Genomic DNA, 21,008 nt, shown 5'->3' with positions numbered 1-21,008 from the left:
CGCGTCGTGACCCCCGGCGCGATGAGTTCCGTGCCTCCCGCCGGTCTACTGACCGTGGACCCCATGACACCCCCCGTACTCGTGCTGCCCGGCCCCGTCACCCGTGCCGAGGTGGCGCGGCTCTGCGACGAGGTGCGCGCGCGGCTGGTGGCCACCGGGGCCGGGGTGGTGGTCTGCGATGTCGCGGGGCTCGGTCCGCCCGGCCTGGCCACCGTCGACGCACTGGCCAGGATGCAGCTCGCCGCCCGCCGGGCCGGGGGCCGCATCCGGCTGCGCGCCCCGGCCCCGCCTCTCCTCCTGCTCCTCGATCTAGTCGGACTCCGCTTCGAGCTGGAGGGGGAGGCCGAAGAGCGGGAACCAGCGCTTGGTGTCGAGGAAGCAGTGGAACCCGGTGATGCGGCCGTCTGAGATCTCCAGGGCCTGGATCGCCCAGGCGCTGAAGCCGCCCTCCTCCGGATCGGGCTTGTAGTGCGCGAAGCCGGGCAGACCGTTCACGGCGACCGGCAGCAGGCGTGAACCCGCGCAGGAGGCACCGAGGGTCGTCATGAAGCCGGTGATGTCGGCCGTGCCACGCAGCCACAGGTCGAACGGCGGCATCGTCATGATCGCGTCCTCGTGGAGCAGCGCCGTCAGCGCCGCCATGTCGTACCCCTCGAACGCGGCGACATAGCGCTCCAGGAGCTTCTGCTGCTCCTCGTCGAGCGGGTCGGAGACGGCGGCGGCCTCGGCGCCCTCGCCGTCCGCGAGGGTCGCGCGGGCCCGCTGGAGCGCGCTGTTGACCGAGGCGACCGTCGTCCCGAGCAGTTCGGCGACCTCACTCGCCTTCCACGCGAGGACCTCGCGCAGGATGAGCACGGCCCGCTGCTTGGGCGGGAGCTGCTGGAGGGCGGCCATGAAGGCGAGCCGCACCGACTCCTTGGCCACCGCCGCCTCCGCCGGGTCACTGACCATGGGCAGCACGCGGGCGTCGGGCATCGGCTCCAGCCAGGTGTTGTCGGGGCGGGGGGTGAGCGCCGCCTGGGCCAGCGACGAGGGACCGCTCAGATCCATCGGACGAGCTCTCCGGTTGCCCGCGTTCAGCATGTCCAGGCACACGTTGGTGGCGATCCGGTACAGCCAGGACCGCATCGAGGAGCGGCCTTCGAACTTGTCGTAGCTCCGCCAGGCGCGGACCATCGTGTCCTGCACCGCGTCCTCGGCCTCGAAGGAGGAGCCGAGCATCCGATAGCAGTACCCGGTCAGCTCGACCCGGTGCTTCTCCAGCCGGACGTCCAGATCTGTCGTCGTCGCCGTACCGTCGCTCATGGCCAACCCACCCCTGTGGCTGTTCCCCTCGCACCGCCGCCTCTTTGCGCCAGCACTCCGGAAGCTACCGCAGCCCACTGACAATGGCTCCTGGTGTGGAAAAAAGCGCAGCTCAGACCGGTTGGTTCACGGACGTGACCAGATGCGGGTGCGCATCGCCCACTTCACGCGGCGGCGGTGGGAACGCTCAGTGGGCCAGTGCCGGCCCGCGCCGGGCCTGCGCGCGCGCCGCGTGGGAGCCGAAGACCGTGATCGTGACGACGCCGAGGACCGCGAGCAGTCCGAGCGTGACGGTCCCGCCCCAGCCGCCCGCGTGGAAGGCGACCGCGCCGAGCGTGCTGCCCGCGCTGGAGCCGATGTAGTACGCGGACTGGTAGAGGGCGGACGCCTGGGCGCGGCCCCGCTGGGCGGTGTGGCTGACGGAGGAGGAGGCCACCGCGTGGCCCGCGAAGAAGCCCGCGGTGATCAGCACCAGACCGAGCAGGACGAGCGGGAGGGAGTCGGCGAGGGAGAGGAAGAGGCCGGAGGCGGTCGTGCCGCCCGCCAGGTAGAGCGAGCCGCGCCGGCCCAGCCGGGCCGCGAGCCTGCCCGCCGTGGACGCCGACACCGTACCGACCAGGTACACCAGGAAGATCGAGCCGACGATGCCCTGGGGGAGGGAGAACGGGGCGTCGGTCAGGCGGTAGCCGATCACCGTGTAGACCCCGCCGAAGACCATCATGAACAGCGCGCCGATCGCGTACAGCCGGCACAGCAACGGGTTCGCGAGGTGGTCACGGACGGTACGGACCAGCACCCGCGGCCGCAGCGAGCCGGGCGTGAAGTGCTTCGGCGCCGGCAGGAGCAGACGGAAGGCCACCGCGCAGGCCACCGCGATGATCCCGATCGTGGCGACGGCCACCCGCCAGCCCCACTCCTGCGCGACCCAGCCGGTGATGACCCGGCCGCTCATCCCGCCGACGCTGTTGCCCGCCACGAACAGGCCGATCGCCGTGATCAGGGCCTTGGGCCGGACCTCCTCCGCCAGATAGGCCGTCGCGGAGGCCGGAAGGCCCGCCAGCGCCGCGCCCTGCACCGCCCGCAGCGCGACCAGCGCGCCGATCGACGGCGCGAAGGGGACCAGAAGCCCGACCGCCACCGCGACCGCCAGCGACGCCGTCATCAACGTACGCCGTCCGAACCGCTCCGACAGCGCGCTCATGGGCAGCACGAACAGCGCCAGTGCGCCCGTCGCCGCCGACACCGTCCAGCTCGCCTCGCTCGCGCTGACCCCGAAGTCGGAGGAGACCAGCGGGAGGAGGGCCTGGGTGGAGTAGAGGAGCGCGAAGGTCGCGACACCCGCGAGGAAGAGGGCGAAGCTCATCCGGCGGTAACCGGGCCCGCCCGGGGCCATACGGGAGTCGACGACGGGGACGCAGGACGTGACGGAGGATGTGACGGACGAGGTGGCGCCCACGGTGGTGGACGCCCCGGTACTGGCGGAAGGCATACTTCGAACCTAAAGAGCCGCCGCTCATCCGTCCAATGCATGGAATCGCCATAATCGTTCCCATGGTGCATCAGCAGAGGTCAGGAACTCACCTGTCGCCGTCCAGTGACACAGAAGACAGTGCGGGCATGTCGAGGTTGCTCGCCCCACGCCTCGCGTACTTCGCCGGGGTCGCCCGCACCGAGCACGTCACGCGGGCCGCGCAGGAGATGCGGGTCCCGCAGTCCACCCTGTCGCGGGCCATGGTCCGGCTCGAACAGGACCTGGGGGTCGCCCTCTTCGCGCGCCGCGGCCGTACGGTCTCCCTCACCCCCGCGGGCCGTACGTTCCTCTCCTCCGTCGAACGGGCCCTCGCCGAGATCGAGCGCGCCGCCGACGAGGTGCGCGCGGATGCCGACCCGGCCGGCGGCAAGGTCGCGTTCGGCTTCCTGCACACCATGGGCTCGGAGACCGTGCCCGGCCTGATCCGCGCCTTCCGCGCGGACCATCCCCGGGTCCGCTTCAGCCTCGTCCAGAACTACGGCGAGGCGATGCTGGAGGGGCTGCGCTCGGGCGAACTGGACCTGTGCCTCACCTCGCCGGTGCCGGACGCGCCGGACCTGGTGGGCCGCCGCCTCGACGAGCAGAAGCTGCGGCTGGTCGTCCCGGCCGACCACCGCCTCGCCGCCCGCAGACGCATCCGCCTCGCCGAGGCCGCCGACGAGACCTTCGTGACCCTCGAACCCGGCTACGGTATGCGCCGCATCACCGACGACCTCTGCCAGGAGGCCGGCTTCAAGCCCCGTATCGCCTTCGAGGGCGAGGAGACCGAGACCCTGCGCGGCCTCGTCGCCGCCGGCCTCGGAGTCGCCCTCCTGCCGCCGCCGGCCGTGGCCCGCCCGGGGGTGGTCGAACTGACGGTCACGGCCCCGCGCGCGGTCCGCGAGATCGGGGTGGCCTGGCGGGACGGCCACCCGGACACCCCACCGGTGGCGGCCTTCAAGAAGTTCCTGCTGTCGAGGAGGGGCCACTTGCTACCGGACTGAGCGACAGCCGCGCCCCGCTTTCAGGGGCGCCGGGCTCTGACATATGCGGCTCCGCCGCGTGGGCGCGACCAGCCCCCACGCGCCCGCGGACAACAAACAACCTAACGACGCAACGCCCGCCCGAAGCCGGAGGCAAGCGGCATCCGCAGCCCCAACGGCGGCGGCGCGGCCAACGCATCCTCCAAAGGACGCGACACCCCGCGCCCGAACAGCGCCCCCATCACGAAGTCCTCCGCCAGCGCGTGGACTTCGGCCCGGTACTGGTGCAGCCCGTGCCCGTCGGAGTGGACCTCGAACCGGCAGATGTCCCGGTTGGACTTCTTCGCGCGCGCCGCGAGCCGGAAGGACAACTCCGGATCGGTGCGCTCGTCATTGGTGCCGTGCACGATCAGCACGCGCCGCCCGGCGAGCTGTTTCACCGGTTCGGGTGGCGCCGCCACGTCGTCCTCGGGCAGCCAGGGGGCGAGCGCCAGAACGGAGTTGACGGCGGTGTGACCGGCCGCGCGCAGCGCCGCCCGGGCTCCCATACCCACACCGGCCAGGCACACCGGCACGTCCCCGTAGCGGCGTACGACCTCGTCGGCGGCCCAGGACGCGTCGCTCGCGAGATGCGCCTCGCTGCCGTTCCAGCCGCGGTACCGGTAGTGCACGACATGGGTGGCCAGGCCTTCCGTGCGTCCCGCGCGCATGAGACGGCGGCCGAGCGCGCGTACGGAGGCGGTCGCCAACATGTGGGACGGCCTGCGCCCGGATACCTCGTCGCCGCCGGGGAGCAGCAGAACCACTCCGCTGACCGCCGTCGGCTCCGGGCCGAGCGCCCTTCCCAGCCGGGCCCTGCGAACCGGCATCGCTTGCTGTGCCATGACAGAACAGTGTCAGAAGTGACGGTGCACGCCACCCGTCCGCCGGGTCACCGTTACGTATCGACGGACGGTGCGACAGGAGATCTATGCGCGTAGAGGCTAGAGTGCGAAAATGACGAGCCAGATCCGGAACACCCCGAGCTCGGAGCAGATCCGCCGGGCGCCCAAGGTCCTGCTGCACGATCACCTCGACGGGGGCCTGCGCCCCGGGACGATCGTCGAACTCGCCCGGGAGAGCGGTTACTCGGGGCTTCCCGAGAGCGATCCCGACAAACTCGGCGTCTGGTTCCGCGAGGCCGCCGACTCCGGGTCCCTGGAGCGGTACCTGGAGACCTTCGCCCACACCTGTGCCGTCATGCAGACCCGCGAGGCGCTGGTGCGGGTCGCCGCCGAGTGCGCCCAGGATCTCGCCGAGGACGGGGTCGTATACGCCGAGGTGCGTTATGCGCCCGAACAGCACCTGGAGGCCGGACTCACCCTCGAAGAGGTCGTCGAGGCGGTCAACGAGGGCTTCCGGGAAGGGGAGCGGCGTGCGCGGGAGGGCGGCCACCGCATCCGGGTGGGCGCGCTGCTGACCGCCATGCGGCACGCGGCCCGTGCCCTGGAGATCGCCGAACTGGCCAACCGCTACCGGGACCTGGGCGTGGTGGGCTTCGACATCGCGGGCGCCGAGGCCGGCTTCCCGCCCACCCGTCACCTCGACGCCTTCGAGTACCTCAAGCGCGAGAACAACCACTTCACCATCCACGCCGGCGAGGCCTTCGGGCTTCCGTCCATCTGGCAGGCGCTCCAGTGGTGCGGCGCCGACCGGCTCGGCCACGGCGTGCGGATCATCGACGACATCGAGGTCGCGGCGGACGGCTCCGTGAAGCTCGGCCGGCTGGCGTCCTACGTCCGCGACAAGCGCATCCCGCTGGAGCTGTGCCCCAGCTCCAACCTCCAGACCGGCGCCGCCGACTCCTACGCCGAGCACCCGATCGGTCTGCTGCGCCGCCTGCACTTCCGGGCTACCGTCAACACGGACAACCGGCTCATGTCCGGGACGAGCATGAGCCGCGAATTCGAGCACCTTGTCGAGGTGTTCGGTTATTCGCTCGACGACATGCAGTGGTTCTCGGTCAATGCTATGAAGTCAGCATTCATTCCTTTCGATGAACGACTGGCGATGATCAATGACGTGATCAAGCCCGGATATGCCGAGCTCAAGTCCGAATGGCTGTTCCAGCAGACCGCTTCGACCAGCGGTTCTTTGGGGGATTCGGCCTGATCGGAGGGGCGGACGGCGGCCGGGTCTTCACTTCTTCTCCATGACTCGGCCGCTTTTCGATGTTTGCGGAGGGTGGCTCTGCGTGTTTACGTTTTTGGACCGCTCACATCCCCGTCACACGGATCCAAGGACGCATTCAATATGAAGCAGTCTGCTGCCAAGACCCTCGGTGTCGCCGCCCTCGGTGCTGCCTTCGCCGCCGTCGGCGCCGGTGCCGCGAACGCGGCGCCGGCCGTGCCGGACGCCTCCCAGGCGCTGGACACCGTCACTCGGACGCTGCCCGCGCAGAATGTCGCGGCGGCGCTCCCGGGTGCGGGCGAGGCGCTCACCCAGGGGCAGGGCGCGCTCGGCGCGGGGGTGGCCGCGGCTCAGCCCGCCATCGCGAAGGTGCTCGCCGACGGGCCGACCGCGCCGGTCGCCGGGCTGCTCGGTGGGCTGCCGCTGCAGGGCCTGCCGACGCACGGCCTGCCGATCAACGGGCTGCCGCTCGGCTGACGCCTTTTCCCTTGGCCGGACCTTTTGCCTGTACGAACGCCGGTGGGGCGCACCCTGGTTGGGGGGTGCGCCCCACCGCCGTGTCGGCTACCAGGCGGTGCGGGCCTTGTCCTCGGACGGGAACAGGATCCACAGCGCTATGTAGAGCAGGAACTGCGGGCCCGGGAGCAGGCAGGAGAGTACGAAGATCACGCGCATCGTGGTCGCGGAGGTGCCGAAGCGCCGTGCCAGCGCTGCGCACACTCCGCCGATCATGCGGCCGTCGGTGGGGCGGGCAATGGCGGTCATGAGGGGCTCCTTCGTGAACCGGGGCGGGACACCGGGCACTTGGACTTCCGGCCGGACCGGCGGGATGTCCGCGTCGACGTCCTCAGCGATGTCTTGATCGATGTCTTCATCGATGTCTTCAACGCTACGGTGACGAAGCGGGCGAAGCGTCGCTCTATGGGGCGATGCCGACCCTGGGAATCGTCGGGGTCCGACCCTGAGCCGTGTCCTCCCGGGGGAGGGTCGCGCGCCGCCGGGTCTCCGCCCGGCGGCGGAGCCCCGCCCGGGCGGCGGGCACGATCGCGAGGTGGGCCAGGGCGACGCCGACCGTGTTGAGCAGCAGGCAGTCGACGTCCACGACCTGACCCGGGACGCCGGTCTGCAGGAGTTCTATCCCCAGTGACAGCAGGGCGCCCGCGGCGACCGTGCGGACGAGGGAGCCGAGGGGCGACGCGGTGAGCTTGCCGCCCGCCATCGGGAGCAGGACGCCGAGCGGGGCGAGCAGGCCGAGGCCCTCGCCGATACGGCGGGCCGCCTCCGCCGGGCCGAGCGCGAGGTCGGCCCTGATGCCGGCGAAGGGGCGCAGGTTGGCGGGGCTCACCCAGGGGACGTTCAGGGGGCGCAGCGTGATCCAGGCGACGAACGCGAGGTGCGCGACGAGGAGGAGAGCTCCTGCCGCACGGACGCGGATCACGGCGCTTCCGCCGCCTTCGCCTTGACGTTGCACGCCTCCCAAGACGCGGGCGTCGGCGGGATCGGTTCCGGGTTGTTGGGGAGCTTGGGGCTGAGGGGTGAGGGATGCGCCACATGTGCGGGGCGGACCGGCCTGCTTCTCCCGGGCCCTGAACGCCCCTTCAGGGGCGCGAAGAACCGCGCGACCGACCCCCACCGGCCCGCGGTCGCAAGGCTTCGGGCGGCAGGGGTGCGGGAAACGGTCGTCGTACGTTCAGGTACTCGCGACCACCGTGGACGGCGGAGACGTCCTCGTGGGGTCGGAGCGCGCCTCGGTGGTGCACTCGTAGCGGCGCAGCGGAGCGGCGTCGGGTCCGCCGAGGACCACCGAGCCGTCGTCCTGGGCGGCGGCGGAGTCGGAGAAGGTGCAGATGATCTGGGCCAGGGCGGCGGAGGTCAGATCCTGCGGCGGGGTGCTGAGGCGGAGCGTGTCCTCGGGGTCCTTGGGACGCGCCCCGCTCACGGTCATCCCACCGCGCACGGCCGTCGTGTAACCCGCCTGCTGCTCGGGTGTGGAGGGCTGCTCGGCGAGCTCGTCGAGCAGCCCCTGCGCCACCAGCACCCGCCGCGCCCCCTCCGCCGTACCGTCGGGAATCCGCACGGACCGGTCGACCGTCACCAGTTGCCCGGAGCAGAGCAGGAAGACCTGGACCGGGATGCCACGGGAGGCCTGGGTGGAGAGGTCGGGGCCGGACAGGGCGCACGGCACCCGTGACGGCGCCGGGCCGAAGTCCGTCGGGACCTGGGTGGAGCGGATGCCGCAGCCCGTGAGCAGCACGGCGAGCACGGGGACGGCGAGGAGCAGCGGGGCGGCCGGCCACCGGCGCGCACTTCGACCTCGTACAGCTGTCTCGGTCGTCATCCGACGCCGCCCTCCGTGCCATTCCCGTTCATGGTGCGCTCGCGCTCTCGCTCGTCGTCGGCGAGCAGCTCCGACGCGTCCTGCGGGAGCCGCAGTGTGAAGACCGCGCCTCCCTTGGGCGCGTTGGCCGCGGTGATCTCGCCGCCGTGGATGTGCGCGTTCTCCAGGGCGATGGACAGGCCGAGACCGCTGCCCTCGGAGCGGGGGCGGGAGGCGCTCGCCTTGTAGAAGCGGTCGAAGACGTGCGGGAGGACGTCCTCGGGGATGCCGGGCCCGTGGTCCTGGACCTCGATGAGCAGGTCGTCGGCCGCTGCGCGGACCGAGACACGGACCGGGCTGCCGCCGTGCTTGAGCGCGTTGCCGATCAGGTTCGCCAGGATCACGTCCAGGCGGCGCGGGTCGAGGCGCGCCATGATGCCGCGTTCGGCGTCCAGGTCGACGGCGTCCAGCCAGGCGCGCGCGTCGATGCACGCGGTGATCTGGTCGGCGATGTCCACGTCGTCCAGGACCAGTCGGGCGGTGCCCGCGTCGAAGCGGGTGACCTCCATGAGGTTCTCGACGAGGTCGTTGAGGCGGCGGGTCTCGCTGACGACCAGCCGGACGGCCGGTTCGATCATCGGGTCGACGCTGCCGGTCTCCGCGTCCAGTTCCTCTTCCAGGATCTCCGTCACGGCGGTGATCGCGGTGAGCGGCGTACGGAGTTCGTGGGACATGTCCGCGACGAATCGACGGGAGGCCTCTTCGCGGGCGCTCATGTCGTCCACGCGCTTTTCGAGGGACTCCGCCGCGTGGTTGAACGTACGGGAGAGGTCCGCGAGTTCGTCCGTACCCGAGACGCGCAGCCGGGTGTCGAACTTGCCCTCGCCGAGGCGGCGGGCGGCGATGCCCAGGCGGTGCACGGGCTTGAGGACCGTCGTCGCGGCGGCCTGGGCGAGCAGTGCCGAGCCGATCAGGGCGAGTCCGGTGGCGATGCCGAGCGACCAGGCCAGGGAGTTGAGGTCCTTGGCCTCCGGCTCCAGGGACTTGAGCATGTACCCGGTCGTCGTACCGCCGATGACCTTCGCGCCGCCCACGAGGTACGGCTTGTCGTGGTCGGTGATGCGTTGCCAGTACAGGTGATAGGCGGACTTGTTGTTCGAGGAGAGGGGCTGCTCCTTGTTCACCGCCTTCTGGAGGGACTTGGGCACGTCCTCCAGGGTGAAGGTGTCCAGCGCGGAGTTCCCGACGACCTTGCTGCCGTTCGCGTCCTCGGCCACCAGCAGGACGCTGAAGCGCTGGCTGCTGTTCGCCATCTGCCCGGCCGTGCGCTGCAGTTCGTCCTGCGCCGGGTGCACGGGCAGCATGCTCGCGTGATTGCGCATCTCCTGCTGGAAGTCGCGCAGCACCGCGTCCTGCGTACGGGTCAGCACGGCCTCGCGGTTGAGCCAGTACGCGATGCCCGACGCCGAGACGGCCGCCGTGAGCGCGACGAGTCCGAACACCACGACCAGACGCAGCCTCAGACTGGTGAAGCGCAGCCCTGCCAGTATCGCCTTGCGCGCCGCGGCCCAGCCGTGGAGCTTGTCCTGCGGTTTGGTCACTGAGGACTGTCCAGTCGATAGCCGACACCGCGGACCGTACGGATGAGCGTGGGCGAGGACGGCACGTCCTCGATCTTCGCGCGCAGCCGCTGGACACACGCGTCCACCAGCCGCGAGTCGCCCAGGTAGTCGTGCTCCCAGACCAGCCGCAGCAACTGCTGCCGGGACAAGGCCTGTCCGGGCCGCCGGCTCAGCTCCAGGAGCAGCCGCAGCTCGGTGGGTGTCAGCTGCAGATCCTCGCCGTTCTTGGTGACCGTCATGGCCGCCCGGTCGATGACGAGGGAACCGAACGTCGCCGAGTCGTTGGCCTCGCGCTCACCGCGCCGCAGGACGGCCCTGATACGGGCGTCGAGCACCCGCCCCTGCACGGGTTTGACGACATAGTCGTCGGCGCCGGACTCCAGTCCGACCACGACGTCGATGTCGTCGCTGCGCGCGGTCAGCAGAATGATCGGCAGCTGGTCCGTGCGCCGGATGCGCCGGCACACCTCGAACCCGTCGATGCCGGGCAGCATCACGTCCAGCACGATCAGATCCGGCCGCTGTTCACGCAGCAGTTTCAGACCGTCCTCGCCAGTGGCAGCGGTGGCCACTCGGTGTCCCTGGCGCGTCAAAGAGAGCTCCAGGGCCGTACGGATGGCGTCGTCGTCCTCGATCAGCAACAGGGAAGGCACGGACGTCATTCTGGCCCATGGCGAGGGGGTTCTTCGACAGTTGGAGCGCTCCCACCCATCTCCCGCACAGAAGGGGGTGATTCTCGCGTGCGGAAGGGAGCGGTCGAGGGGCGTCCGCGCAGGCGTACCGCTCTTCTCTGTCATCGGGCTGTGATCGTGCCGTGACGCGCCTGCGGGCGGGCCCTGTGACAGGTCTGTGACAGTCGGCGGACACGGCCATGAAGTGGCCCGGGCAAGATTTTCGACACAAGCAAGAAAGCACGGCGGAACGAAACGAAGAACCGGTAACTCCACGACGGGGGGCGCGAGATGGACACGCTGCACAGCACCAGCACTAGCGCAGTTGTCACGCGGCTCCACGACGTCAGGGGTTCGGAGAGGTCCGGTGCGGATGGGGGTACCTCCCTGCTCGAGCGTAGTCGAGAGCTTGGGGGAGGGCGGGGGTGCGCTCGCGGCACCGGGCGTCAGCACACCGGGTACATGACGGTGGTTGACGCGTTCACGGGGGAGAGCGGCGGTAACGGGGGAGCTCACGGGGGAGCCGCGTACAGGGAGGCCACGGGGGAACGTCGCTCGGTGTCGGAGGCGGAGTTCACCGCCTACGTCCAGGAGCGCCGCGCCTCCCTGTACGCAACCGCCTTCCACCTGACCGGGGACCGCTTCGAGGCCGAGGACCTGCTGCAGAGCGCGCTGTTCTCGACGTACCGGGCCTGGGACCGGATCAGTGACAAGGCCGCGGTCGGGGGCTACCTCCGCCGCACCATGACCAATCTGCACATCAGCGCGTGGCGCCGCCGCAAGCTGAACGAGTACCCGACCGAGGAACTGCCGGAGACCGCCGGTGACACGGACGCGATGCGCGGCACCGAGCTGCGCGCCGTGCTGTGGCAGGCGCTGGCCCGGCTGCCCGAACTCCAGCGCACCATGCTGGTCCTTCGTTACTACGAGGGCCGCACGGACCCGGAGATCGCGGAGATCCTCGACATCAGTGTCGGCACGGTGAAGTCGAGCATCTGGCGGTCGTTGCGCCGGATGCGTGAGGACGAGGTTCTCAGCTTCGGCCGTGACGAGGAGGAGTCCTTCGGGGAGCTTGTCGCCTGAAGGTCTGTGGGGGGAAGTAGTAACAGGTAGTACGGGGGAGCAGTACCGGGGGAAATCCAACGGGGTCGGGGGACCCCTGCGGAGCATGGGGGGGAACACGGGGGAACACGGGGGAACACGGGGGATCACGGGGGAACACGGGGGATCACGGGGGAAACGAAAAAGGTCCGGGCGGACGGAGGGTCCGCCTGGGCCTCTTTTCGTGTGGGCGCGTTCGCATGTCTGCGCGTTTGCATGTCTGCGTGTGTGCTCGTCCGCGTGTGTGCGTGGTGCGTGCCTTCGCGTGGGGGAGCGGCGGTTACGCCGGTGTCGCGCAGCGTCCCGCGGCCGCCGCGGCCAGTCGGCCCAGGGCCTCGGCCTTGCCGCAGGGGTGGGCGCCCAGCGCCGTCTGGCGGGTCACGATCGAGCGTTCGGCGCGCATCAGGCGCCAGCCGCGGCGGAGCAGGAACGGGACCGACTTGCGGCCCTCCCGCAGATCGCGCAGGAAACGGCGGCGGAACGTGGTCACCGGGCCCCGGGACAGACACAGCGCGTCGGCCAGTACGCCCAGTTCCCGGCAGCGTTCGACGATCTCGGCGGCGAAGATGCCCTCCGCGATGAACAGCGGGGTCCGCTCGATGTGCAGCGCCTCCGCGCCGGTACGGGCGCTCAGGGCGATGTCGTAGACGGGAACGGTCGTACGGCCCGTACGGCACAGCTCCTCGATCGCCGCGACGGCGATGTCCGCGTCCCACGACCCCGGATGGTCCCAGTCGATGTCGGAGCTGTCCTCGACCTGGGGGAGCGTCGGGTCGGTGCCCTCTTTGTAGAAGTCGTCGAGACGGAGCACGGGGAGCCCGGAGTCGGCCGCGAGAAGGGACTTCCCGGAGCCGGAGGGGCCGCAGAGCAGCACCACACGGGTGGGTATCGGGGGATGGGAACCCAATTCTCTGTACCTTCTGTGACTCGACCTGGCCTCGCCGTGCTTCGGCACGCCTCAAGCCATTATCCCTGGCGTATCCCTGACGCGTGGACCGGCTCCGTCCCGATTATCTGGCTTGCGCCCGTATGTCTGTTGACCCGCGCAGGGGAATCGGTCGCCATTGCCGCGCACGGGGATGCCGGGTCAACTACTCTGCGTGCGAATCCTGTTGCTTTCCGCTCACGTTCACCGAAGAGGAAACCCGATGGCGCGACACGCAGTCCAGCAGACCACCGCGGCCCGCACGGCCGCGCGCATCGCCGCCGTGATCGGCGTGGTCGCTGCCGGTGCGGCCGCCGCGGCCGGCCCGGCCGTCGCGGACACGGCCCCCGCCGTGGACCCGATGCGCACCCAGCCCACCTCGCTGGGCAACCTCGACCCGCAGGCGGGTCTGGGGGCGCTGACCGGCACAGTGGGATACGTCACCGGCCCGGTCGCGGGCCTCAAGCCCAACCCGCTCGCGGGCACCGGGGTCGACCCGCTCGACAACGGGGTCGGCACCCGGCTCGCCGACTTCAAGCCGCTGACCTCGCAGACCCTGACGAGGCCGCTGGCGCAGGCGCCGTCGGTGGGGAGCGTGCCGGTGGTGGGGCAGGTGCTGGGGATGTTGGGAGGTTCGTGAGCTTCCCCGCGCCCGAAACGGGGCGCGGGGAACCACTCGGTAGCGGGGAACCACTCAGTAGGGGCGAACCGCTCAGTAGGACGAGCCGGAGGCGCCGAGCGCGCCCGTCGGGTGCCAGACCGTCTTCGTCTCCAGGAAGGCCGTCAGGCGCTCGATGCCGGGGGTCCGTGAATAATCCACAGGCTGTGGACGGACGACTCGCTTCAGATTGTCGGCCGCCGCGATCTCCAGCTCCTTCGCCAGTACGTCGTCCGCGCCCGCGAGGTCGATCGCGTTGACGTCCTGGTGGGAGGCGAGGGGCGCCGCGATCTCCGCCGTCTTTCCGGAGAGGACGTTGACGACACCGCCCGGAAGGTCGGAGGTCGCCAGCACCTCGCCCAGTGACAGCGCCGGGAGCGGGGACTTCTCGCTCGCGATCACGATCACCGTGTTGCCGGTCGCGATCACCGGGGCGATCACCGAGACCAGACCCAGGAAGGACGAGTCCTGGGGGGCGAGGACGGTGACGACGCCGGTCGGCTCCGGGGTGGAGAGGTTGAAGAACGGGCCCGCGACCGGGTTGCCGCCGCCCACCACCTGGGCGATCTTGTCGGTCCAGCCCGCGTACCAGACCCAGCGGTCGATCGCCGCGTCCACGACGGCCGCCGCCTTCGACTTCGACAGGCCCTCCGCGTCCGCGACCTCGCGCACGAACTGGTCCTTGCGGCCCTCCAGCATCTCGGCGACGCGGTAGAGGATCTGACCGCGGTTGTACGCCGTCGCGCCGGACCAGCCGCCGAACGCCTTACGGGCGGCGACCACCGCGTCGCGGGCGTCCTTGCGGGAGGAGAGGGGCGCGTTGGCCAGCCACTTGCCCTTGGAGTCCGTCACCTCGTACACCCGGCCGCTCTCGGAACGCGGGAACTTCCCGCCCACGTACAGCTTGTAGGTCTTGAAGACGCTCAGTCGCTGCTGCTCGCTCTTGTCGGTCTTCTCAGACATCGAGGTACGCCTCCAGGCCGTGACGGCCGCCCTCGCGGCCGAAGCCCGACTCCTTGTAACCGCCGAACGGCGAGGTCGGGTCGAACTTGTTGAACGTGTTGGACCAGATGACGCCCGCGCGCAGTTTGCTCGCGACGGCCAGGATCCGGGAGCCCTTCTCGGTCCAGATGCCGGCGGAGAGGCCGTACTGGGAGTTGTTGGCCTTGGCGACGGCCTCGTCGGGGGTCCGGAACGTGAGAACGGACAGGACCGGGCCGAAGATCTCGTCGCGGGCGATGGTGTGCGCCTGGGTGACGTTCGTGAAGAGCGTCGGGGCGAACCAGTAGCCGGCGGAGGGGAGTTCGCAGGCCGGGGACCAGCGCTCGGCGCCCTCGGCCTCGCCCTGCTCGACGAGCGAGGTGATACGGGACAGCTGCTCGGCGGAGTTGATCGCGCCGATGTCCGTGTTCTTGTCCAGGGGATCGCCGAGGCGGAGGGTGGACAGGCGGCGCTTGAGCGAGTCCAGCAGCTCGTCGTGGATCGACTCCTGGACGAGGAGACGGGAGCCCGCGCAGCAGACCTGGCCCTGGTTGAAGAAGATGCCGGTGACGACGCCTTCGACGGCCTGGTCGATGGGGGCGTCGTCGAAGACGATGTTCGCGCCCTTGCCGCCGAGTTCGAGGGTGAGCTTCTTGTGGGAGCCCGCGACGGTGCGCGCGATCTCCTTGCCGACGGCCGTGGAGCCGGTGAAGGCGACCTTGTTGACGTCCGGGTGCGCGATGAGCGCGGCGCCCGCGTCGCCGTACCCCGGAAGGATGTTGACGACACCCTTGGGCAGGCCCGCCTGGCGGCAGATGTCCGCGAAGAACAGGGCGGAGAGGGGGGTCGTCTCGGCGGGCTTGAGGACGACCGTGTTGCCGGTGGCGAGCGCCGGGGCGATCTTCCACGCCAGCATCAGGAGGGGGAAGTTCCAGGGGATGACCTGGCCCGCGACGCCCAGCGGCCGTGGGTCGGCGCCGAAGCCGGCGTGGTCGAGCTTGTCGGCCCAGCCCGCGTAGTAGAAGAAGTGCGCGGCTACGAGGGGGAGGTCGGCGTCCCTCGTCTCCTTGATGGGCTTGCCGTTGTCCAGGGTTTCCAGGACGGCCAGTTCGCGGCTGCGTTCCTGGATGATCCGGGCGATGCGGAACAGGTACTTGGCGCGCTCGGAGCCGGGCAGCGCCGACCACTTCTCGAAGGCCTTGCGGGCGGCCTTCACCGCGCGCTCGACGTCCGCCTCGCCCGCCTGGGCGATCTCGGACAGGACCTCTTCGGTGGAGGGGGAGACGGTCTTGAAGACCTTGCCGTCCGCCGCCTCGGTGAACTCGCCGTCGATGAACAGGCCGTAGGAGGGCGCGATGTCGACGACGGAGCGGGACTCGGGCGCCGGCGCGTACGCGAAAGCGGACGCGGCTGCAGATGCGGCTGTGGATGCGGCTGTGGATGCGGATGCCATGGTGATCAGTCCACCGTCACGTAGTCGGGGCCGGAGTAGCGGCCGGTGGCCAGCTTCTGACGCTGCATCAGCAGGTCGTTCAGGAGCGAGGACGCGCCGAAGCGGAACCAGTGGTTGTCCAGCCAGTCCGCGCCCGCCGTCTCGTTCACCACTACCAGGAATTTGATGGCGTCCTTGGTGGTGCGGATGCCGCCGGCGGGCTTCACGCCGACCTGGACGCCGGTCTGGGCGCGGAAGTCGCGGACCGCCTCCAGCATGAGGAGCGTGTTGGCCGGGGTCGCGTTGACGGCGACCTTGCCGGTCGAGGTCTTGATGAAGTCCGCGCCGGCCAGCATGCCGAGCCAGCTCGCGCGGCGGATGTTGTCGTACGTCGACAGCTCGCCGGTCTCGAAGATGACCTTCAGGCGGGCGCTGGTCCCGCAGGCCTCCTTCACGGCGGTGATCTCGTCGTACACCTTCAGGTACTTGCCCGCGAGGAACGCTCCGCGGTCGATGACCATGTCGATCTCGTCGGCGCCCGCGGAGACCGCTTCGCGTACGTCGGCGAGCTTCACGTCGAGCGCGGCACGGCCGGCCGGGAAGGCGGTCGCGACCGAGGCGACCTTCACGCCGGAGCCGGTGACGGCTTCCCTGGCGGTGGCCACCATGTCGGGGTACACGCAGACGGCCGCGGTGGTGGGCGTCGTACGGTCCGTGGGGTCGGGGTGGACCGCCTTGGCGCCGAGCGCCCGGACCTTGCCCGGGGTGTCCGCGCCTTCCAGCGTCGTCAGGTCGACCATCGAGATGGCGAGGTCGATGGCGTACGCCTTCGCGGTGGTCTTGATGGAACGAGTGCCGAGCGAGGCGGCGCGCGCCTCCAGGCCGACCGTGTCGACGCCGGGCAGCCCGTGGAGGAAGCGGCGCAGCGTGCTGTCGGACGCGGTCACGTCCGTGAGCGAGTGTGCAGCGGGTGAAGTGGTGGGCATGGTCACCAGCCGAGCATATCTACGCGCGTAGCGGCTGTACAGCCCCGGGGGTGGGTGTGGGGGGTGGGTGTGTGTGGGGGAGCGCGGGCCGGGATTTTCGCCCCCGCCGCCCCTACCCTCCCCCAAGCTCTCGGCTTCGCTCGAGCAGGGGGGACCCCCATCATCCTGTACCTGGGGGCTCCGCCCCCAGACCCCCGTTCGGCCTGAACGGCCTCGTCCTCAAACGCCGGACGGGCTGAGTGGCGCGTGCCGGGGGCGCGGGGAACTGCGCGACAAGCCCCCACCGGCGGTCAGCCGAACGTCTCCGGGTGGGCGGGGAGTCCGGGGCGCAGCTCCGGCCTCAGGGGCGCGGGGAACTGCGCGACAAGCCCCCACCGGCGGGCAGCCGAACGTATTCGGGTGGGTGGGGGATCCGGGGCGCAGCTCCGGCCTTAGGGGCGCGGGGAACTGCGCGACAAGCCCCCACCGGTCCGCGGTCAAAGAAACTGGGGCGGGCGGGGCATTCGGGGCGCAGCCCCGGCCTCAGGGGCGGGGGGGGGGGGGGGGGGGGGGGGGGGGGGAACTGTGCGACCAGTACCCGCTCACGCGTAGTCGAACAATCCAGGGCGGGTGGGGAGCGGCGGGGGTGAAAGAAGTGTTCAGGGGGCGTCGGGCAGAATCGGGGGCATGACGACCCCGGATCACCAGCCACCCGTGCCGGACGCCTCGCGACCCGAGTCGAAGGACCGGATCTACCGGTCACCCGCCGGCATCGCGGGCGGCGTCCTGCTGCTCGCCATCACCGGCTGGCTCGGCATCGACGCGCTGGTCTCGGGACACGGCCGCACCCCCTGGCTGGCCCTCGCCGCAATGATCCTCGTGGTCCCGCTGGTGGGCGCCTTCACCCTGCGCCCCGCCGTCTACGCGAACGAGGACCGGCTGCGCATCCGTAACCCGTTCCGCGTCATCGTGCTGCCCTGGAGCACGGTCGCCTCCCTGCGCTCCGGGTACTCCAACGAGGTCGTCACCAAGGACGGCACCAAGTTCCAGCTCTGGGCGATCCCGGTCTCCCTGCGCGCCCGCAAGCGCGTGGCCAAGCGGTCGGCCCGGGGCCCGGCGGCCGACAGCGGCAGGCGTACGCCCGCGGTGACGACCCAGCCCTCGCGTGCCCAGTACGACCAGATTATGGACGACCTGCGTGAACTCGCCGAGGCTCGGGCCGCCGCGGAGGGCGCGCAGGGCGAGGTGAGCGTGCGCTGGGCGTACGAGGTCATGGGTCCCGCGCTCGCCGGGGCCGTGGTCCTGGCGATCCTGCTGGCGGTGGGGTGACGCCAGGGCGGTACGGCGGGGAGCCGCCCGTGTTCACCGTCCTGTACGGCGGGGAGCCGCCCGTGTTCACCGTTCCGTACGGCGGGGAGCCGCCCGTGCTCACCGTCCCGCGCGGCGGGAGGCCGCTCGCGTGCGGCGGGCCGTTCGGCGCCGGGGTGCCCGTGAGGGGTGCCCGGCGCCGCTCGCTCGGAGGTCAGCCCACCACGTTGACGAAGGCGCCCGCGGAGACCGCGGCCGCGGTGCCGGCCGTGCCGGCGTAGGACCAGCGGTAGTAGCCGTCGGAGTACGCGCGGACGGCGGTGGAGAGGGTGCCGTCGGCAGCGGTCCGCACGGTCTTGAGCGTGCAGTACGTGCTGCTGCCCCGCGGGCGGAACTGCAGGCTCACCGGCTGGCCGGCCTCGGCGCCGACGGACGCGCCGGTCGCCCAGTCCGCGTTCCGTACGCCGCCCGTGACGGTGAGGACGTGGCCCCACTTCACCGGCTTGGGGGTGGTGTCGACGGTCACCTGGCTGTCGCGCAGCACGCTGACGGTGGCCGCGCTGTCGAGGAACACGGCGTCGCTGTCGGGAGCGATCGCGTAGGCGCTGAGGTTCCAGCTGCCGGCCAGCGAGTCGTTGGCCGGGGCGGTGCCGGGGGTCAGGGTGAAGGTCAGGGTGCAGGTGGTCGTGGTGTCGGTCGTCGGGCCGCAGGCCGCCGCCGAGGCCACGGTGCTGTCCGGGGCGCTGAAGGAACCGTGGTAAAGCGTGGCGTTGACCTGCTGGAGGCCGGACGGGTCGGTCGCGGTGACCTTGACGGTCACGGTTCTCGCACCGGTGCCGACGACGACGGGGTTGCCGTCGTTGACGACCACGCCGGTGATGTCGGTGTCGCCGTACCTCTCGTCCGCGTGCGCGGCCGGAACGGTGAGGGCGGACAGGGCGACGACGCCACACGCAGCGGCGACAGCTGAGCTCATACGCATGCGAATTCCCCAATGTAAATGCCGCGGCCGGTCAATTTCTCACCGGCAGGCTTGAATTGACGTGTGCAGCGTACTCGTTGCCGCGAGATTTCGGAACGTTTCCGCATGAGGGCGAAACGGGCCCAGATTTCCTGGCGAAGGGAATGCGTGCGAATATCGGGTGCGCCGATTCCGTGGAAAACCGAAGGGGAAATTCGATTCAAATTTCAGCGGACCTGGCGGCCACCTACGTGTACCGCCCCTCTTCGTGGCGGGCCGGGAGGGCGGGCGTCCCGGGGGTGGTACCCCGCCGACGCGTCGGGGAGTTCGCCCACTCTTGAGGTGACCTGATGGTCTGTCGCGTGAACGAGGGGCAACCTTCACGTGAAATGTGATCCATATGTGGATCAAGTTTCTCTTTGGCCTCACTAATCTGCGTGTGCCGCATGACCGACGAATCCGCGCCGACTCGTGCGGTTTCCTGATGTGGGGAAACAGGAGTGGGGATGGATGGCGGCAAGAATGGGGGGCGCGGCCGTACCGGGCACGCGCTGCCAAATAGACATAGGTGCAGATGGCACTTACTCGTGGCGGCTCACCGCCACGAACGGGCGGGTGATCGCCGTGGCCGCAAGGACGTACCGGAACTACGGCGAGTGCCGTGCCGCGTTCGAGCGGCTGTGCGCCGACATCGCGAAATTACCTGGCGCGGTGCACCACACCGCGGAAGGCAGTGGATGGGTCTGGCGGCTGCGTGACAGCGCCGGCGGCGTCGTGGCCGTGTCCTCGCGTGCCTACGAGCGGCACTCGACATGCCAGGCCGCCTATGAACGTTTCCGGGCCCTCCTGGCCGGGCTCGGATCAGATGGGTTGATTCCGTGGGACGACGTCGAATGAGCGGACCGGGCTGACGGCTCGACCGTGCACGTGAGGGGCTGGGGTCCGCCACATCGGTGGACTCCAGCCCCTCACGCGTTCTCCTGTCGCCGCGTTCACGTCAACACCGGAAGTTGCCCCTCGGGGGCGTCTCGTTCACGTTCGTGTGTGCGTCCGTCCATCACGCGTCAGGAGTGTCGTCCCATGTGACAACGCGAATGTTTGAGCGATCCGCGGCACCGGCGGACGACCCTCCGAGACGCCTGCATCCCGATCAGGGTGTGCCCGACCGCGTCTTCAGGGGCATCCTGCGCGGCGGCGGCGGCCTGGTCCTCTCGATCATGCTGCTCGTCGGCGGCTTCCTCACCTACCGGGCCTGGCAGGCGCTGTCGATCGCGAAATGGGACTTCGTCACCACCGAGGACTGGGACCCCGAGGGCGGCCACTTCGGCATCGCCGCGGTCCTCGTCGGAACGGTGCTGATCGCCGCGGTCGCCATCGTGTGCGCCGTACCGCTGGCACTCGGCACCGCGCTGTACATCTCCGAGTACGCGCCGCCGCGGATCCGCCAGACCCTCATCAGCATCGTGGACCTGATGGCGGCCGTGCCGTCGGTCGTCTACGGCCTGTGGGGCCTGTTCTTCTTCCAGGGGCACGTGGTCACCCTGTCCCGCTGGATCTCGACCTACTTCGGCTGGATCCCCCTCTTCAAGGTCGACGGCGCCGATCCGAACGACCCGCTCGCCACCGCGACGGTCTACACCTCCTCCACCTTCATCGCGGGCATCGTCGTGTCCCTGATGGTCGCGCCGATCATCTGCTCGGTGGTGCGGGAGGTGTTCTCGCAGGCTCCGGTCGGCGAGCGGGAGGGGGCGTACGCGCTCGGTGCCAACCGCTGGGGCATGATCCGCAGTGTCGTCCTGCCCTTCGGCAAGGGCGGCATGATCGGCGGCACCATGCTGGGCCTGGGCCGGGCGCTCGGTGAGACCATCGCCGTATTCATGATCATCTCGCCGGTGTTCGTGATCCAGCCGCACATCCTGCAGAACGGCACCAGCTCGGTCTCGTCCCTGATCGCCCTGCGTTACGGCGAGGCGAGCCCCATGGGCATGTCGGCGCTGATGGCCGCCGGCCTCGCGCTCTTCCTGATGACCCTCGTGGTCAACTTCGCCGCTTCGTCGATCGTCGCCCGCAGCCGTTCCGGCGCGACGAGCGACTCCTGAG

At 70.4% G+C, this 21,008-nt stretch carries 22 protein-coding genes; 9 read left to right on the top strand and 13 right to left on the bottom strand.

What is annotated here, in order from left to right; all coding sequences use genetic code 11:
- The first annotated feature begins 63 nt into the window (after nucleotides 1-63).
- On the top strand, nucleotides 64-408 hold the full coding sequence (locus tag RV986_RS20005; RefSeq protein WP_475918730.1) for an STAS domain-containing protein: 345 nt from the start codon (nucleotides 64-66) through the stop codon (nucleotides 406-408).
- Here the strand turns inward: RV986_RS20005 and RV986_RS20000 are convergent.
- Nucleotides 310-1,305 carry a sigma-70 family RNA polymerase sigma factor gene (locus RV986_RS20000; RefSeq protein ID WP_475918729.1) on the bottom strand — a complete coding sequence of 332 codons (996 nt, stop codon included), beginning with the start codon at nucleotides 1,303-1,305 and terminating at the stop codon, nucleotides 310-312. The genes RV986_RS20005 and RV986_RS20000 overlap by 99 nt on opposite strands.
- A gap of 187 nt (nucleotides 1,306-1,492) precedes the next feature.
- Entirely contained in the window at nucleotides 1,493-2,794 is a 1,302-nt protein-coding gene (locus RV986_RS19995; protein ID WP_475918728.1) for an MFS transporter, read from the bottom strand.
- 62 nt (nucleotides 2,795-2,856) lie between these two features.
- On the opposite strand from RV986_RS19995, the gene RV986_RS19990 reads away from it, so the two are divergent.
- Nucleotides 2,857-3,819 carry a LysR family transcriptional regulator gene (locus RV986_RS19990; RefSeq protein WP_475918727.1) on the top strand — a complete coding sequence of 321 codons (963 nt, stop codon included), beginning with the start codon at nucleotides 2,857-2,859 and terminating at the stop codon, nucleotides 3,817-3,819.
- A 101-nt stretch (nucleotides 3,820-3,920) separates the two neighbouring features.
- On the opposite strand, the gene RV986_RS19985 is transcribed toward RV986_RS19990, so the two are convergent.
- Nucleotides 3,921-4,682, bottom strand: coding sequence for a prolyl oligopeptidase family serine peptidase (locus RV986_RS19985; RefSeq protein ID WP_475918726.1), 762 nt, complete (start codon nucleotides 4,680-4,682; stop codon nucleotides 3,921-3,923).
- A 112-nt stretch (nucleotides 4,683-4,794) separates the two neighbouring features.
- Here RV986_RS19985 and RV986_RS19980 point away from each other — a divergent pair, with 112 nt between their 5' ends.
- Entirely contained in the window at nucleotides 4,795-5,949 is a 1,155-nt protein-coding gene (locus RV986_RS19980) for an adenosine deaminase (protein ID WP_475918725.1), read from the top strand.
- Between the two features lie 141 nt (nucleotides 5,950-6,090).
- Nucleotides 6,091-6,444 (top strand): ATP-binding protein, encoded by a 354-nt coding sequence (locus RV986_RS19975; RefSeq protein ID WP_475918724.1) that lies wholly within the window; start codon nucleotides 6,091-6,093, stop codon nucleotides 6,442-6,444.
- Between the two features lie 87 nt (nucleotides 6,445-6,531).
- Here the strand turns inward: RV986_RS19975 and RV986_RS19970 are convergent, their stop codons facing one another.
- From RV986_RS19970 to afsQ1, 5 genes are all read right to left on the bottom strand, one after another.
- Complete coding sequence (locus tag RV986_RS19970; RefSeq protein ID WP_475918723.1) at nucleotides 6,532-6,732, bottom strand: PspC domain-containing protein; 201 nt, start codon at nucleotides 6,730-6,732, stop codon at nucleotides 6,532-6,534.
- 154 nt (nucleotides 6,733-6,886) lie between these two features.
- Nucleotides 6,887-7,438: a VanZ family protein gene (locus tag RV986_RS19965; protein WP_475918722.1), complete on the bottom strand. Its 552-nt coding sequence runs from the start codon at nucleotides 7,436-7,438 to the stop codon at nucleotides 6,887-6,889.
- A 219-nt stretch (nucleotides 7,439-7,657) separates the two neighbouring features.
- Complete coding sequence (locus tag RV986_RS19960; protein ID WP_475918721.1) at nucleotides 7,658-8,305, bottom strand: hypothetical protein; 648 nt, start codon at nucleotides 8,303-8,305, stop codon at nucleotides 7,658-7,660.
- On the bottom strand, nucleotides 8,302-9,885 hold the full coding sequence (locus tag RV986_RS19955) for an ATP-binding protein (protein WP_475918720.1): 1,584 nt from the start codon (nucleotides 9,883-9,885) through the stop codon (nucleotides 8,302-8,304). The genes RV986_RS19960 and RV986_RS19955 overlap by 4 nt, the downstream gene beginning before the upstream one ends.
- A complete protein-coding gene (afsQ1, locus tag RV986_RS19950) occupies nucleotides 9,882-10,559 on the bottom strand; it encodes a two-component system response regulator AfsQ1 (protein WP_475918719.1) in 678 nt (225 codons plus the stop codon). Before afsQ1 ends, RV986_RS19955 begins: the two co-directional genes overlap by 4 nt.
- A gap of 309 nt (nucleotides 10,560-10,868) precedes the next feature.
- Here afsQ1 and RV986_RS19945 point away from each other — a divergent pair, with 309 nt between their 5' ends.
- A complete protein-coding gene (locus tag RV986_RS19945; protein WP_475918718.1) occupies nucleotides 10,869-11,660 on the top strand; it encodes a SigE family RNA polymerase sigma factor in 792 nt (263 codons plus the stop codon).
- A 298-nt stretch (nucleotides 11,661-11,958) separates the two neighbouring features.
- Here the strand turns inward: RV986_RS19945 and RV986_RS19940 are convergent, their stop codons facing one another.
- Complete coding sequence (locus RV986_RS19940; RefSeq protein ID WP_475918717.1) at nucleotides 11,959-12,585, bottom strand: uridine kinase family protein; 627 nt, start codon at nucleotides 12,583-12,585, stop codon at nucleotides 11,959-11,961.
- Between the two features lie 241 nt (nucleotides 12,586-12,826).
- On the opposite strand from RV986_RS19940, the gene RV986_RS19935 reads away from it, so the two are divergent.
- Nucleotides 12,827-13,243, top strand: a complete 417-nt coding sequence (locus RV986_RS19935; protein ID WP_475918716.1) for a hypothetical protein — start codon at nucleotides 12,827-12,829, stop codon at nucleotides 13,241-13,243.
- 72 nt (nucleotides 13,244-13,315) lie between these two features.
- Here the strand turns inward: RV986_RS19935 and RV986_RS19930 are convergent, their stop codons facing one another.
- The 3 genes from RV986_RS19930 to deoC are packed head-to-tail and all read right to left on the bottom strand — an operon-like array spanning nucleotide 13,316 to nucleotide 16,660.
- Nucleotides 13,316-14,224, bottom strand: coding sequence for an aldehyde dehydrogenase family protein (locus RV986_RS19930; RefSeq protein ID WP_475918715.1), 909 nt, complete (start codon nucleotides 14,222-14,224; stop codon nucleotides 13,316-13,318).
- A complete protein-coding gene (locus RV986_RS19925; RefSeq protein WP_475918714.1) occupies nucleotides 14,217-15,695 on the bottom strand; it encodes an aldehyde dehydrogenase family protein in 1,479 nt (492 codons plus the stop codon). The genes RV986_RS19930 and RV986_RS19925 overlap by 8 nt, the downstream gene beginning before the upstream one ends.
- A gap of 5 nt (nucleotides 15,696-15,700) precedes the next feature.
- Nucleotides 15,701-16,660, bottom strand: a complete 960-nt coding sequence (gene deoC / locus RV986_RS19920; RefSeq protein ID WP_475924341.1) for a deoxyribose-phosphate aldolase — start codon at nucleotides 16,658-16,660, stop codon at nucleotides 15,701-15,703.
- Nucleotides 16,661-17,326: 666 nt separating this feature from the next.
- Here deoC and RV986_RS19915 point away from each other — a divergent pair.
- Entirely contained in the window at nucleotides 17,327-17,968 is a 642-nt protein-coding gene (locus RV986_RS19915) for a PH domain-containing protein (RefSeq protein ID WP_475918713.1), read from the top strand.
- Between the two features lie 193 nt (nucleotides 17,969-18,161).
- Here the strand turns inward: RV986_RS19915 and RV986_RS19910 are convergent, their stop codons facing one another.
- Entirely contained in the window at nucleotides 18,162-18,923 is a 762-nt protein-coding gene (locus tag RV986_RS19910) for a DUF5707 domain-containing protein (protein WP_475918712.1), read from the bottom strand.
- 609 nt (nucleotides 18,924-19,532) lie between these two features.
- On the opposite strand from RV986_RS19910, the gene RV986_RS19905 reads away from it, so the two are divergent.
- Complete coding sequence (locus tag RV986_RS19905) at nucleotides 19,533-19,805, top strand: hypothetical protein (protein WP_475918711.1); 273 nt, start codon at nucleotides 19,533-19,535, stop codon at nucleotides 19,803-19,805.
- A gap of 260 nt (nucleotides 19,806-20,065) precedes the next feature.
- The gene (pstC, locus tag RV986_RS19900) at nucleotides 20,066-21,007 is read left to right on the top strand and encodes a phosphate ABC transporter permease subunit PstC (protein WP_475918710.1); all 942 of its coding nucleotides are present in this window, start codon (nucleotides 20,066-20,068) and stop codon (nucleotides 21,005-21,007) included.
- The last annotated feature ends 1 nt before the right edge of the window (nucleotide 21,008 follow it).

It is taken from the genome of Streptomyces sp. RLA012 (assembly GCF_056270325.1).
The sequence above is the reverse complement of the archived record's forward strand: the minus strand, read 5'-3'. Positions and strand labels throughout refer to the sequence as shown.